Origin of the sequence: Flavobacterium tistrianum, assembly GCF_003254545.1 — a bacterium.
GTDB lineage: Bacteria > Bacteroidota > Bacteroidia > Flavobacteriales > Flavobacteriaceae > Flavobacterium > Flavobacterium tistrianum.
The window spans coordinates 342,795-357,230 of sequence record NZ_QJRH01000072.1 but is presented as its reverse complement, the minus strand read 5'-3'; the positions used below and the strand labels follow the sequence as shown (position 1 = coordinate 357,230).

15 protein-coding genes are annotated in these 14,436 nt (G+C 33.9%); 5 read left to right on the top strand and 10 right to left on the bottom strand.

Annotated elements, in window-relative coordinates:
• Positions 1-96: 96 nt before the first annotated feature.
• From DMB71_RS18390 to DMB71_RS18350, 9 genes are all read right to left on the bottom strand, one after another.
• Complete coding sequence (locus DMB71_RS18390; protein WP_111368521.1) at positions 97-1,476, bottom strand: DUF2252 domain-containing protein; 1,380 nt, start codon at positions 1,474-1,476, stop codon at positions 97-99.
• Between the two features lie 44 nt (positions 1,477-1,520).
• Positions 1,521-2,324 (bottom strand): hypothetical protein, encoded by an 804-nt coding sequence (locus DMB71_RS18385; protein ID WP_111368519.1) that lies wholly within the window; start codon positions 2,322-2,324, stop codon positions 1,521-1,523.
• Positions 2,325-2,393: 69 nt separating this feature from the next.
• The gene (locus DMB71_RS18380; RefSeq protein WP_111368518.1) at positions 2,394-3,407 is read right to left on the bottom strand and encodes an HAD family hydrolase; all 1,014 of its coding nucleotides are present in this window, start codon (positions 3,405-3,407) and stop codon (positions 2,394-2,396) included.
• A gap of 58 nt (positions 3,408-3,465) precedes the next feature.
• Positions 3,466-5,142 (bottom strand): arylsulfatase, encoded by a 1,677-nt coding sequence (locus tag DMB71_RS18375; RefSeq protein WP_111368516.1) that lies wholly within the window; start codon positions 5,140-5,142, stop codon positions 3,466-3,468.
• Positions 5,143-5,749: 607 nt separating this feature from the next.
• Complete coding sequence (pyk, locus tag DMB71_RS18370) at positions 5,750-7,183, bottom strand: pyruvate kinase (RefSeq protein ID WP_111368515.1); 1,434 nt, start codon at positions 7,181-7,183, stop codon at positions 5,750-5,752.
• Positions 7,184-7,188: 5 nt separating this feature from the next.
• A complete protein-coding gene (locus DMB71_RS18365; RefSeq protein WP_095930692.1) occupies positions 7,189-7,677 on the bottom strand; it encodes an IPExxxVDY family protein in 489 nt (162 codons plus the stop codon).
• Positions 7,678-7,802: 125 nt separating this feature from the next.
• Positions 7,803-8,543, bottom strand: coding sequence for a ribonuclease III (rnc, locus tag DMB71_RS18360; protein ID WP_111368513.1), 741 nt, complete (start codon positions 8,541-8,543; stop codon positions 7,803-7,805).
• 9 nt (positions 8,544-8,552) lie between these two features.
• Positions 8,553-9,806, bottom strand: a complete 1,254-nt coding sequence (gene fabF / locus DMB71_RS18355) for a beta-ketoacyl-ACP synthase II (protein WP_111368511.1) — start codon at positions 9,804-9,806, stop codon at positions 8,553-8,555.
• A gap of 240 nt (positions 9,807-10,046) precedes the next feature.
• A complete protein-coding gene (locus DMB71_RS18350; protein WP_007137004.1) occupies positions 10,047-10,283 on the bottom strand; it encodes an acyl carrier protein in 237 nt (78 codons plus the stop codon).
• A 175-nt stretch (positions 10,284-10,458) separates the two neighbouring features.
• Between DMB71_RS18350 and purN the strand changes: the two genes are divergently transcribed.
• Both purN and rnhA read left to right on the top strand, forming a co-directional pair.
• A complete protein-coding gene (gene purN, locus DMB71_RS18345; RefSeq protein ID WP_111368510.1) occupies positions 10,459-11,034 on the top strand; it encodes a phosphoribosylglycinamide formyltransferase in 576 nt (191 codons plus the stop codon).
• A 38-nt stretch (positions 11,035-11,072) separates the two neighbouring features.
• Positions 11,073-11,549, top strand: a complete 477-nt coding sequence (rnhA, locus tag DMB71_RS18340; protein WP_111368508.1) for a ribonuclease HI — start codon at positions 11,073-11,075, stop codon at positions 11,547-11,549.
• A gap of 46 nt (positions 11,550-11,595) precedes the next feature.
• On the opposite strand, the gene DMB71_RS18335 is transcribed toward rnhA, so the two are convergent.
• Positions 11,596-11,955 (bottom strand): DUF6249 domain-containing protein, encoded by a 360-nt coding sequence (locus DMB71_RS18335; RefSeq protein ID WP_111368507.1) that lies wholly within the window; start codon positions 11,953-11,955, stop codon positions 11,596-11,598.
• 309 nt (positions 11,956-12,264) lie between these two features.
• Here DMB71_RS18335 and DMB71_RS18330 point away from each other — a divergent pair, with 309 nt between their 5' ends.
• The 3 genes from DMB71_RS18330 (at position 12,265) to DMB71_RS18320 (ending at position 14,370) form a co-directional block, all read left to right on the top strand.
• Positions 12,265-12,852, top strand: coding sequence for an RNA polymerase sigma factor (locus DMB71_RS18330; protein ID WP_111368505.1), 588 nt, complete (start codon positions 12,265-12,267; stop codon positions 12,850-12,852).
• Complete coding sequence (locus DMB71_RS18325) at positions 12,836-13,240, top strand: hypothetical protein (protein WP_111368504.1); 405 nt, start codon at positions 12,836-12,838, stop codon at positions 13,238-13,240. Before DMB71_RS18330 ends, DMB71_RS18325 begins: the two co-directional genes overlap by 17 nt.
• Before the next feature lie 206 nt (positions 13,241-13,446).
• Positions 13,447-14,370, top strand: a complete 924-nt coding sequence (locus DMB71_RS18320; protein ID WP_111368502.1) for a PfkB family carbohydrate kinase — start codon at positions 13,447-13,449, stop codon at positions 14,368-14,370.
• Positions 14,371-14,436 lie beyond the last annotated feature (66 nt).

Here is a 14,436-nt window from a genome sequence, read left to right as displayed (position 1 = left end):
TAAATCATTTTATTTAATTAACAGTATTAAATAAATAAAATCTTACTTTGTTGTCATTTGATCTTTTTATATGCGTGTACCTTGCAGGGCTACATCTTAAATTTCGGCAGCTATAGGCAGTTTTCCATGTTTTATTGCTTCTAGCATTTTATTATAATCAGATTCATTCTGATCGGCGTATAAAGCCGAAAACTCCGAAATAGCATCGGCAAATTCGTCTGTATCTCCAATATAGCCAGAAATCATAGAAGGATCTCCTGAACGTGCGTGCGCTCTTGCAAGTGCCCATCCGCAGGCTTTGGCATAATCTGCCATGTTTTTAGGCTTCATAACTTCTAGAACTGGTTTTATTTTGGCATCTCTCAGCTGTCTTATATAAAAGAACTTATCCTTACTATCGTTTGTCCAACCCAAAAACATATCAGAAGCAGACTGCATAAGCTTTTGTCCCATCACAATACGTTCCCCTTGATGAATATATTTACCCTTTGCTTTTACATTTCCTTCCAACACACTTTTTCTGGCTTCTTTAAACTGTAAAAAAATAGGTTCGCCTGAAGCAGACATCAGCAAACTAATTCCACAAAGAGTTCCAACGCTTCCTACGCCCACTACTTTTATCACAATATCATGAAGCATATATCTGCTTAACAAAATCTGCTTTTCTTCTGAAAGCGATTCTAGATATCTTTTATGGATAATTTCGCCCTCTTTGGCAACTTGCTTTTCAAGATCTCCACTTGGATGAAATATCAAAGGCGGATCATCTTTTATGCGTGCTCTGGCTCCATCAAAATAAGTCATCTTTGCAAACTCTTTTTCATGCGCAGTATACTCTGATGCTTTTTTTATTCTCTTCTGGTCAAACTCTTTAAGTTCTTTATCATGGCCTAATTCAATCAGTTCTGCCAAATCAATATCTGCATACCAAATTTGAAGCGCAGATAGTTTACTGTAATCCAACATGTGGCGTTTGTAACTATCGGCAACATGCCAAGCAAATTCTTTACAATTTTTATTGGAAAATTTTCTCCATCTTCCAGCAATAACAAAACTGGCTGCCAGTCGTTTTACGTCCCATTCCCAAGGTCCTGGAAACGTTTCGTCAAAATCATTTATATCAAAAACCAATTTGCGTTCGGGAGTTGCAAATCCGCCAAAATTCATCAAATGGCAATCACCGCAAAGCTGCAGGTTTATTCCCGATACAGAAGTATGAGCTAAATCGGCGGCCATAATCGCCGCTGCCCCTCTGTAAAATGCAAAAGGAGATTCCATCATTCTTCTGTATCGAATCGGCACTAGACTTTCTACTCTTCCTATGCTAGTCTGAATTAAAATGTCTACAGGATTTTTTCTATTCTTAAAAGCATTCCATTCCTGATGCTTTTCTAAAGGGACTTTTTTTCTAATAGAAGCTCCTTTTTCATAGCGTTCTGTTTTTGATGCAATGGGATCAAAAGGTTTTTCTGCCATTTGTTAGAATTTAAAATGATCTTTTCTAAAACTCTTATACAGAATTACTGCGGAAATATAAATGCTACCACCGCTCTTAATCCCCAGTCTGGTCTTATGTTTGAATGGCCAACAACTGGTATTAAAGGCATAACGGCAAACTGCATCGTCTGACCTCCTAATTTTGTAATAGCTCCAACATTTGGACTCACTGTAATAAGAGTTGTGTTTCCTTGCCAGTTTTGAGTAATTTCTGAAGTAATACCTAAACTTGCTCCGCTTTTATAACTATGTGTTAGAAACAATTGTGTGTAAAACTGGTTGAAATCTGCTCTGTCGGCATTTCCTGCTACAGACCAAATCTGATTGGCCAAAAAACCTATAGAAAGCCCTTTTCCTTGGTGCATCACCAAAACACTTGGGCCAATTCCGAATTTTTCTGTTCCTAAAAGTTTCTCTGTAGCGGTTGGCACTAAGAAAGCAGGACCAACGCCTAAAATAATTCCCTTTGTTTTAGGAGCAAAAAACGCTGTTACTGTTGCATCACTTAAACCGAACTCATGGGTATTTTCTCCTGTAACATCCTGCTGATCTACAACTGGAAGAATATAACGAGTAATTAAGTTTAGATTCTCACTTAATTTAAAAGGAATAACAGGTTGTATATTGATCTGATATTTTGATCCATTATAAGCACCAATTCCATATGTAAGGTTATTTTGCAACGGAACACTAATTAAACTTGCTACCGGATTTGCCATTTTATCCGCAAGTTCCTGCGCGCTGTTTCCTGGTTTTGTATGTTCTTCCTGAGCAGAAATTGTAAAAGTAACAAGCATCAATGCTATTGCTAAAAAAGAATTTTTCATACGTCTTAAATTTATTTACTATAAAATTTCGACTCTTTTATTTTTATACTGCAAACGGTTTATTTTCATTTAATCGGCAAAAACTTTTTTCCAATCTTTTTGCATATCCACAACACGCCACTTGTTTTGAGCTGCAGCATTTAATGATGCATTATCTTTCTCCTGATATTTATACTCTCTTATTGAATCATTATGATTTACTAGCAATTGAAAAGAAGGATATTTATTACCTTGAGAATATTTCAGCATCGCAATATCGCCAGCACCGCCTTCGTTACCACATGCAAAAACAGGTCGTTGCCCAATGTGCAATTGAATACCGACAGGTTTTCCTTCTTTATCATTAAAATGATCTAGAGCTGCTTCACGCTGTACTGCGTTTTTTGTTCCGTCATATTTATATTTAAAAGAAGTTCCTACGACTTGATCTTTCGGAATTCCGTAAAAATCCTGAGATATCGCTCTCACTACTTCTATTGTTCCTCCAGTAACAATGTATGTTTTAAATCCGTTGGCACGGAGATAATTCAACAGCTCTAATTGCGGTTGATAACGTATTTGTTTTACTGCAACGTTTTTACCCGGATATTGTGCACTTTTAAAAAAGTCATTCACCGAAGCTTCAAATTCATCTTCGGTCATTCCAGTATGAGTTGCTGCAACCAATTCTATAAGCGCTTTATCGCCTCCTTTTTCGAAGAAAGTTTTGTCTTTTTCTATAACTGCTTTAAAAGGTTGTTTTTGTGTCAATTCAGGTTTGGCTTCTACCATTTTTTTTACTCTATAAAAAGCAAAAAGTTCTTGAACGTATGGTTTTTCAGCCCATAAAGTTCCGTCATTATCAAAAGTGGCAATTCTATATTCTTCCGGAATAAAATCTGGACTTCCTTTTTTGGTTACTTTTTCTACATAAGCAATAATATCACTTTTTAAGGCTCCATCATTCCAGCTTGGCAGAGGATCTCCACTTGTAACGGTTTCTGTTTGTTTATTTTCTGTCGTTGTAGAAGCTGCTGGTTCAGATTTTTTACAGGAAAAGAAAAACAAAACCGTCAGAGACAATATGCATATACTTTTTTTCATGATATTTACATTAATAAAGAGATTCAGATTTTTAAACCTGAATCTCTTTTGTTATGATTTATTTTTTCTTTTTTGAAGCTGCCTCTTCTTCTTCTTTTACTTTTGGTAAAATATTTTTCTCTACATATTCCTGAGCTTTTATACCTTTCATAGTTTGCTGGAGAATTGTAGTCGGATTAAAACTTGGCGGTATAGAACGTGGAGGGTAGTCTTTAAAAGATTCTGCAAAAACAAAAACATCATTCATTATACCATATACAGATCCAACATGATTCAACACATAATCCCAGTAAGTATTTGAAGTAAAGTCAGCGCGTTCATATGGGTCTTGATATAAATTAAATATTTTTTGCAAACGTAACTCTGTAAAAGGCTCTGCCCAAACCCCTAATGTTCCTGCAAGACGTTGTTCAGCAAAAACATATTTATAATCCCCTTTACGCATTCCTACTAGTAAACCATCATCATCTGAATAGAAGAATTTATCTCGCACGCTTTTTCCTCCTTCAAGTAATTTTGTCTGATCAAAACCATCTAAATGTACTTTATAGTTCTTTCCATTTGCACTGTAACCTTTTAAAAGCTTGTTTACAATATCTGGTTCTCCTGCAATAGATGCAAAAGTTGGAATCCAGTCATTGTGGCTCATCAACTCATTAGTAATGGTTCCTGGCTTAATATGTCCTGGCCATCTTACAATACAAGGTACACGGAAAGCTCCTTCCCAGTTTGTATTTTTTTCTGAACGAAAAGAGGTCATAGCGCCATCTGGCCATGTGTTCATGTGAGGTCCGTTATCTGTAGAATATACCACAATAGTATTATCTGCAATTCCTAAATCATCCAATGCTTTTATGATGCTTCCGATAGTTTCATCGTGTTCGATCATACCATCAATATATTCGCTATCTCCATGTGTATATCTTCCCCTATGTTCTTTTCTAACATGCGTACGCAAGTGCATACGAGTAGCGTTGAACCAACAGAAAAATGGTTTACCAGCTGCATTTTGTCTTTTAATAAAATCTATAGCTGCAGCAGAAGTTTCATCATCCACAGTTTCCATTCTTTTTTTAGTAAGCGCTCCCGTATCTTCTATTTTTTGTTTTCCAACTCTTCCAAAACGAGGATCAGTAGTAGGATCATCAACATTTGTTGCTGTACATTTTAACACCCCTCTCGGTCCATATTTTTTTAGATATTCTGGATCTTTAGGATAATCTGGCAATTCTGGTTCCTCCTCAGCATTTAGGTGGTACAGATTTCCAAAAAATTCATCAAAGCCATTCACTGTTGGTAAAGTTTCGTTTCTATCTCCAACGTGGTTTTTACCAAATTGACCTGTTGCATAACCAAGACTTTTCATAATACCCCCAATAGAAGGATCCAACTGGCTCATTCCCATTGGCGCTCCCGGAAAACCTACTTTAGTAAGTCCTGTACGAATACCGTGCTGTCCAGTTAAAAAAGCGGCACGCCCTGCAGTACAGCTTTGTTCTCCATAATAATGTAAAAATCGTATTCCTTCATTGGCTAAACGATCAATATTGGGAGTAGTATACCCCATAAGACCATCACTGTAAGCACTGATATTAGTAATCCCAATATCATCTCCCCAAAGCACAAGTATATTAGGCTTTTTGCTCTGCGCCGTAACAGAAACTCCTGAAAAAAATAGTACAACCAATACCTTGAAGGTATTCGTCAATCCGCATTTTAATTTGATTTGTTTCATGGTAAAAAAATTCGTTAGTAATTCTTATTGTATGAGTTTTGAAATCCAAAAAAATAAATGGGAAATAGTAATTTTCAAAAAAAATACTTAAACAGAGGTTGCATTTTTTTGATGTGTTTCAAATTCATTATATATTAAAAATTTGAAACATTATATTTTTAACTTTTTCTTAAGTATCTCAAATTTAACTAATAAAAGAGTGAACAATCGCGTTTATTCGGCATGAGCTTGTTTCATTTTATAAAATGAAACAAGAAAAAGGGAGAATTTGCACCAAAATGTTTCATTTTACAAAATGGAACATCTTAAAACATCATAAAATTAAGTAGTTATAATTTTAATTTTAAAAAAGTAAAAAGGCAGAAAATGATAGCTTAAACTGATTTTTTGTATAGATATTTTTTAAAATTTTAGTAAAATGAAACAAAAAAAAGCTTCTTTTGATCTAAAATTTCATCAGATTATCAGAAAATTAGATCCTGAAATATCCGCATAAAGACTAAATGTCAAATTGGGAAGGTAGTTTATATTTTGTAAAAGTCTTTTAAACAAACAAAAAAGCTGCTTAAAAATTAAGCAGCTTTTCTAAATTTATTTGAGAGATTTGTTATTCTATTTCAGAAACTCTCATTGTATTAACCATTCCTTTGTCTTTAATTGGCATTGCAGCAAGGTTGATTAAATAATCTCCTTTTTGTGCATAACCTTTGTCAATCGCAATTTGATTTACATCTGTTACAGTATCATCTGTACTCTCTTCATTATCATAGTAGAAAGATTTAACTCCCCATAATAAATTCAATTGCGTTAAAATTCTTCTGTTTGAAGTAAATACTAAAATATGAGCTGTTGAAGGTCTCCAAGCTGAAATTTGGAAAGCTGTATAACCGCTATTTGTCAAAGTACAAATTGCTTTAGCTTCGATTTCATTTGCTAATAAAGCTGCTTGATGGCAAACTGTTTTAGTAACAAAACGTTTCGTTTTAATTTGTGGTGTATTTTGAGGAACTTGAATTAGCGGAGAGTTTTCTACAGCTTCACAAATTTGTGCCATTCTCTGAATAACTTGTACTGGGTAGTTTCCTGTAGCAGTTTCACCAGACAACATTACAGCATCTGCACCGTCCATTACTGAGTTAGCAACGTCATTTACCTCTGCTCTTGTTGGAGTTAAACTTGTAATCATTGTTTCCATCATTTGTGTCGCAACGATAACAGGAATTCTAGCTGTTTTAGCTCTTCTGATCAAATCTTTTTGTACCAATGGAACTTCGTGAGCAGGAAGCTCAACACCAAGATCTCCACGGGCAACCATTAAACCATCGCAATATGCTACAATTTTGTCCATGTTCTCAAGAGCTTCTGGCATTTCAATTTTAGCAACGATTGGAATTTTATATTCTGAATGCTTAGCAATTAATTCTTGTAAATCCTGTAAATCGCGAGGAGTTTTCACAAATGAAAGTGCAATCCAGTCAACTTTTTGCTCAATTGCGAAAATCGCATCAGCAATATCTTTTTCTGTTAAAGCTGGTAAAGAGATTTTTGTATTTGGAAGATTAACCCCTTTTTTAGATTTTAATTCTCCTCCTTGAATAACTTTAGCAACAACCTCTGTTTTTTTATCTGTAGAAACAATTTCAAAAATAAGTTTACCATCATCAAGCAAGATTCGCTCTCCTGGGTTAACATCATTTGGGAAATTCTGATATTTCATGAACACTCTTTTTGATGTTCCGATAATATCTTCAGCAGTTGTAAAAGTAATTTCGTCTCCATCATTTACAACAGTACCTTCTTCCATTACACCAACTCTAAGTTTTGGTCCTTGCAAATCTCCTAAAATTGCTGTCGTGTAACCAAACTCTTCGTTAAGGCCTCTAATGATATCGATTTTTTCTTTTACTCCTTCGTAATCTGCATGCGAAAAATTGATTCTAAACACATTAACACCTGCATCGATCATATCTTTAATGATCCCTCTTGTACTACATGCGGGGCCAAGTGTAGCAACAATTTTGGTTTTCTTGTTTGTTAGCATTTTTTTTAAAAAATTAGATTGTTTTTTGATTTTATTTTGTCTGTATCAACGGCATAAATAGCCGCAATACTTTCTATTGTGTTTAATTTTTGTTGAATTTCTGAAAAATTAAGCGCCTCTTCGCTATTATCAATTTTCAGGAAAAAATCGACTTTTTTAAATTCAGGAAGTAAATGAATTGTTGTCGAAACCTCACTTGTTTCATTAGAAAACAAATTCTGGAAATCATTTGTACTCACAGAAATGATTTCATTTTTATTCTGAATTAAATTCCAGGAAACAGCTTTTTCTTCATCATAATAATAGAATCTAGAAAAATTTGCTTCACCTTCCTTAGTTTGAGCATGGATCTCGTTTTTGCTCTTACTTAAGTTGATCGGAAGGATTTTATTGATAAAATAGGCTAATCTATAATCTTCTAAAGAAGTATGAATTGCCATCAAATAATAATCAATTTCGTCAAATTCGTCTAAATCCAATTTATGAATAGCCATGTCTTGAAAAATCAAGTTGTAAATATACTATTTCTAAACGGAGCATCAACAGTTATGACATGCTTGTTTTGTTAAATTATAAACGAAAACGATGTAGCCTTGTGAAAGTTACAACATTTTTGCAGCTATTTCTTGTCAATTTTTTCTTGAAATGCAAAATAAGCTCTCTGGGATGCTTTTTCTTCTGCTTTCTTTTTTGAAGTTGCTCGCGCTCTTGCGACAACTTTATCATCAATACTTAATTTAACACCAAATAAACGCTGGCCGTCTATTCCGTTATCTTCAAAAATGTCATAATGAAAAACTCTTTTTTCTTTCTGACACCATTCGATAACAAGACTTTTGTAGCTTATAACTTTTCCTTCTAATCGCGCAATATCTACATAAGGAGTAACTACTCTTTTTTGAATGAATTTTTCGCAAAAAGTATAGCCTTTGTCCAAATAAATAGCTCCTATAAGGGATTCAAAAATATTACCATGAATGTTTTCTCCAAAGTGCTGAATTGGCACTTTGCTCTCTACAAACTGCACTAAATTTAAGTCTTTACCTAATTCGTTCAAATGTTCACGACTCACAATTTTTGAACGCATTTTAGTTAAATAACCTTCATCTCCATTTGGAGCTTTATTAAATAAATGTGCAGCAATAACGGCACTTAACATAGCATCTCCTAAAAATTCTAGACGTTCATAATTAATAGGATGCCCATTCTGATCTAATTTATTAGACGAACGATGTGTAAAAGCCCGTCTGTAAAAATCTATGCTAGAAGGCTGAAAACCAAGAATTTTCTGAATAGTGTCAAAAAAAATCCCGTCTTCTAGAGAACGGGATTTAGAAAATATTTTTTTGATAATATTCATATACAGAAATTAGTCAGCTAATTTTTTAAACAATACGCAAGCATTGTGTCCACCAAAACCAAATGTATTACTCATAGCAACATTTACTTCTCTTTTTTGAGGTTTGTTTAGAGTAAGATTTAAAGATGGGTCAATGTTTTCGTCAACAACTGTATGGTTAATCGTTGGAGGCACAATTCCGTGTTGCATTGCCAAGATCGAAGCAATTGCTTCAATAGCTCCAGCCGCACCAAGCAAGTGTCCTGTCATTGATTTTGTTGAGTTGATGTTGATGTTTTTAGCGTGATCTCCAAAAACTTTGCTAATCGCTTTTAATTCAGCAACATCTCCTAATGGAGTAGAAGTTCCGTGAGTATTGATATGATCAACTTGATCAGGAGTCATACCAGCATCTCTCAATGTGTTTTCCATTACTGCGATAACTCCAATTCCTTCCGGATGTGGTGCAGTTAAGTGGTAAGCGTCAGATGACATACCTCCACCACCAATTTCGCAGTAGATTTTTGCCCCTCTGGCTTTAGCATGTTCATAATCTTCAAGAACCAAAGCTCCTGCTCCTTCTCCTAAAACAAAACCATCTCTGGTTGCATCAAAAGGTCTTGAAGCTGTTTCTGGACTTTCGTTTCTTGTCGATAAAGCGTGCATTGAGCTAAATCCTCCCATACCAGCAATTGTAACAGCAGCTTCAGAGCCACCAGAAACAATAACATCACACATTCCTAAACGAATGTAGTTGAAAGCATCGATTAATGCGTTTGCAGAAGATGCACATGCAGAAACCGTAGTATAATTTGGTCCCATATACCCGTTACGCATAGAAATATGTGCAGGAGCAATATCGGCAATCATTTTAGGAATAAAGAAAGGATTGAACTTTGGAGTCCCATCACCTTTTGCATAATACAATACTTCATCCTGAAAAGTTTCTAAACCTCCGATTCCAGCTCCCCAGATAACACCAACTCTTTGTTTGTTTACGTTATCATTTGTGATTCCTGCATCTTTAATAGCTTCATCACTGGCAGCAATTGCGTATTGTGCAAATTTATCTAATCTACGAGATTCCTTGCGATCCATGTAATCTTCAATATTGAAGTTTTTTACTTCGCAGGCAAATTTCGTTTTGTGTTTCTCGGTATCATAATATGTGATCGGAGCGGCTCCGCTAACTCCATTCACAAGTGCATTCCAATATTCTTGGATATTATTCCCAATAGGAGTAAGTGCACCTAATCCTGTTACAACAACTCGCCTTAATGCCATAAATATGTATTTTGTACTTTAAACAAATAAAACCCACGCTTTCTTAACTTATAGTTATTTAAGAGCCATGGGAATTACAATATAAATATATCTTTTTGATTGAAAACCAATCGAAATTTAAATTTTAAAAAAATAATAACACCCGATCCTTAAAAATTTCAAATTTCAAAAAAACAAATTCCAAAATTGGAGTTTGGAATTTCAAAAAATGGGGATTTTTAGAAATCGGGTGTGGTATTATTATTTTTTTGCTTCTTCGATATAAGAAATAGCTTGACCAACAGTAGCAATGTTTTCTGCTTGATCGTCTGGAATTTGAATATCAAATTCTTTTTCGAATTCCATAATAAGCTCAACAGTGTCTAATGAGTCAGCTCCTAAATCATTAGTGAAGCTTGCTTCTGTTACAACTTCGTTTTCGTCAACACCTAATTTGTCTACGATAATCGCTTTTACTCTTGATGCAATGTCTGACATAATCTTTAATTTTAGAATTTAATTTGTTGGCAAAAATAAAAAACTTTATTTTAAAACAACTATTTAGTTTATAAATGTGACACTAATTTATAAAATTAATTTCAAGAAAGGTCTTTTAAAGCTATTTATTTTCGATTTTTATTCCGTTTTTTGCACTCTCAAAACACACAACTTTATGAAAAAAATTATTGTTTTTGCCTCAGGATCAGGAACTAACGCAGAGAACATTATAAAATATTTTTCGAACACTGAAATTGCAAAGGTCGTTTCGGTCTTTACAAATAATGCTTCGGCAAAAGTGATTGAAAGAGCAAAAAATCATCAAATTCCAGTCGAAATCTTCTCAAAAAACGAACTTTTGGAGAGAAATGTATTACAAAAAGTACAAGAAATCGACCCGGATTTGATCGTTCTTGCCGGTTTTTTACTCAAATTCCCAGAAAACATAATAGAACAATATCCAAACAAAATAATAAATATACATCCAGCACTTTTACCTAATTATGGAGGAAAAGGAATGTATGGAATGCACATACACAGAGCAATTGTAAACAATAAGGAAAAGGAAACCGGGATCTCAATTCATTATGTTAATGAAAATTATGATGAAGGTGCTATTATCTTCCAAGCAAATGTAGCCTTAACAGATGAAGATACGCCAGAAACTGTTGCAGAAAAGATTCATGAGCTGGAACAAAAACATTTTCCAGAGATTATTCATAGAATTCTTGAGGAAAATTCTAAAATTTAAATTCCAAGCCCTAAACAATCTAAAGTCTAAAATTATTAATGAATCACGAAGTACATATATATACGGATGGCGCAGCAAAAGGAAACCCAGGAAATGGCGGTTATGGAGTCGTGATGGAACTGGTGGGCACTCCGCATAAAAAAGAATTCTACGAAGGCTTTCGTCTTACTACCAATAACAGAATGGAGCTTCTGGCCGTAATTGTAGGTTTAGAAAAATTGAAAAAGCCAAATATGAAAGTCCTTGTAGTTTCAGATTCTAAATACGTTGTAGATTCTGTTGAAAAGAAATGGGTTTTTGGTTGGGAGAAAAAAGGATACAAAGACAAAAAAAATCCAGATTTATGGAAACGTTTTTTAATTGCCTATCGAAAACACCAAGTAGATTTTAAATGGATTAAAGGACACAACAATCATCCGCAGAATGAGCGTTGCGATCAACTGGCCGTTATGGCATCCATGCAGCCAAAACTTTCGGTTGATGTTTATTATGAAACCATTGGATCAAAAGAATAAAAAAAACGCATCAAATATTTGATGCGTTTTTCGTTTTTTTACTTTCTTACTTTTCTTCTTCTACCTTATCTAAATCTTTGGCTGTTCCAAATCCGATTAACAAACCAACTCCAGCCATTATGAATATGATCGAAGGATAAACCGCTCCATCGTTCAACGATGTGTAAGTGGTAATTAATAAGGCGATAAAAATACCTAAACCACTTCCTATTAATAAAAAGGCAATATTTACAACAAAGATTTTCCATGCTGGCACCCCTTTTCCTTTTCCTTGTAAAAAGATACTCGCATCTACTCCTTTTTCTATAAGAGCCAAACGCTCTCTGTTTCTTGTAGAATAAATTAAATAAACAATCCCGAAGATCATTAAAAAAAGACTGATTGGAATTAAAATTTTTTCGTCCATGATATTTTATGTTTTTAATTGATTGATATACCTCATATGACGAGGGTTTTTAAAATGAGGTTACAACTTTTGGTGAAAAATTTCAAATTTTAAATTCCAAATCTCAAAACTAACTGATTATCAATTAATTTTGATTCTGAGAAACTTTGTCAAAGTTTAAAAATTTGACAAAGTTCATACTATTATATATATGTATAATTCAAAATCTGGGTTTGATGGTTATTGAATTGGAATTTGGGATTTAAAAAAATTGGAATTTTTATTTCATTTAGTTGTAACCAAAAACGAAACTCTGTCGTCCAATATAATATGAGCGCAATACATGATCAACATTATATCGATAAAATTCTGAAGGGCGAGACCAATGCGTTTGCAGTTCTTGTAGATCGTTATAAAGATATGATTTTTACTTTGGCTCTAAAAATGGTTAAAAATCGCGAAGAAGCAGAAGAAGTCGCACAAGATACTTTTATAAAAATTTACAGTTCCCTAACAAAATTTAAAGGAGAATCTAAATTTTCTACTTGGATTTATAAAATTGCTTATAACACGTGCCTAGACCGTTTGAAGAAAAACAAAAAAGAAGATTTAAATATTTCTATTGATGATTTCTCGTCTCATTTAATTAAAACAATGGACAATGCATTGAGTGCATTAGAAGAAACTGAAAGAAAGCAGACCATTCAAAAATGTTTAAATTTATTACCGAGTGACGAAAATTTCCTTTTGACCTTATTTTATTTTGACGATCAGAATTTAGAAGAAATTGGAAAAATCATGAATATATCGGCCAACAATGCCAAAGTAAAGTTATTTAGGAGCCGACAGAAATTAGCCGTAATTTTGAGACAACAGTTAGAACCAGAAATAATAGAATGTTATGAAAGAGAGCGATAAAAATATAGAACAACTTATTGAGAAAATGATGGCTGATGAAAAACTGCAGTCACCATCAATAGATTTCACTTCTATAATAATGTCCCAAGTTCATCTTTTAGATGAGAAAAAACTAAAAGCATACAAACCTTTAATTTCTAAACCAATCTGGATTTCGATCGGATTGGCCTTGGCAACATTAGTGATTTACGTTTCTCTATTCTCTGTTTCTGAAACTGATTTCAAAATTGATGAATTTGGAAAATTATATTCCGACAGAATGTCAACTGCGTTTTCAGGAATTCATTTCTCCAAAAATATCTTGTATGCCATTTTGATTGTTCCAATTATGATTTTGATTCAGGTTGGGATTTTGAAAAATTATTTTGATAAAAAGTACGAGCTGTAAAATATTCGCAATTATTTTCAAAAAAGTTGCATCTTAAATTCAAAAAACCTATTATAAACACTACTAAAAATCAATTTTAACCCATTCATTTACAATAGTTTTACTTCGAAATTATAGTCGTTTTTTTAAGAAAATTTTGAGAACCTAAACCGTTGCAAGATTGTAACTTATGAAGTATCTTTGCACCCTAATTCGAAATTCATAAAATGAATAAACTATTGATTGTTGGAACAGTTGCTTTCGACGCGATTGAAACTCCTTTCGGAAAAACAGATAAAATATTAGGTGGTGCTGCGACCTACATCGGATTATCAGCGTCATTTTTTAACTTGCAATCGGCCATTGTTTCTGTAGTTGGCGACGATTTCCCTCAAGAACATTTAGATCTTTTAACGTCAAAAAATATTGATATCTCTGGTATCGAAATTGTAAAAGGAGGAAAGACTTTTTTCTGGAGCGGTTTATACCACAACGATTTAAATTCTAGAGACACTCTTGTAACGGAGTTGAACGTTTTAGCTGATTTTCAGCCAAAAGTTCCTCAAAACTACAAAGATGCTGATGTTGTGATGCTAGGAAACTTACATCCGTTGGTACAAAGCAGTGTTTTAGATCAAATGGAGAAAAAACCAAAATTAGTAGTTTTAGATACTATGAACTTTTGGATGGACTGCGCTCTTCCAGAATTATTAGACGTTATTAAACGTGTAGATGTTATAACAATCAATGACGAAGAAGCTAGACAGCTTTCTGGAGAATATTCATTAGTAAAAGCAGCTTCTAAAATCCAGGATATGGGACCAAAATATGTGGTGATCAAAAAAGGAGAACACGGAGCACTTTTATTCCACAATAGAGAAGTATTCTTTGCACCAGCTTTACCATTAGAAGATGTTTTTGATCCAACTGGAGCAGGAGATACTTTTGCAGGTGGTTTCTCTGGATTTATTGCGCAAAGCGAAAACATTTCATTTAACAACATGAAGAATGCAATTATTTACGGTTCAAATTTAGCTTCGTTCTGCGTAGAGAAATTTGGAACTGAAAGGATGGAAAATTTAAGCAAAGCTGAAGTAGCGATTCGATTACAGCAATTTAAGTCGTTAACTCAGTTTGACATAGAAATATAATGCCTAAGAGCCTCGGATAAAACGGGGCTTTTTTTATTACGTTAATACACACAACTTACAACAACA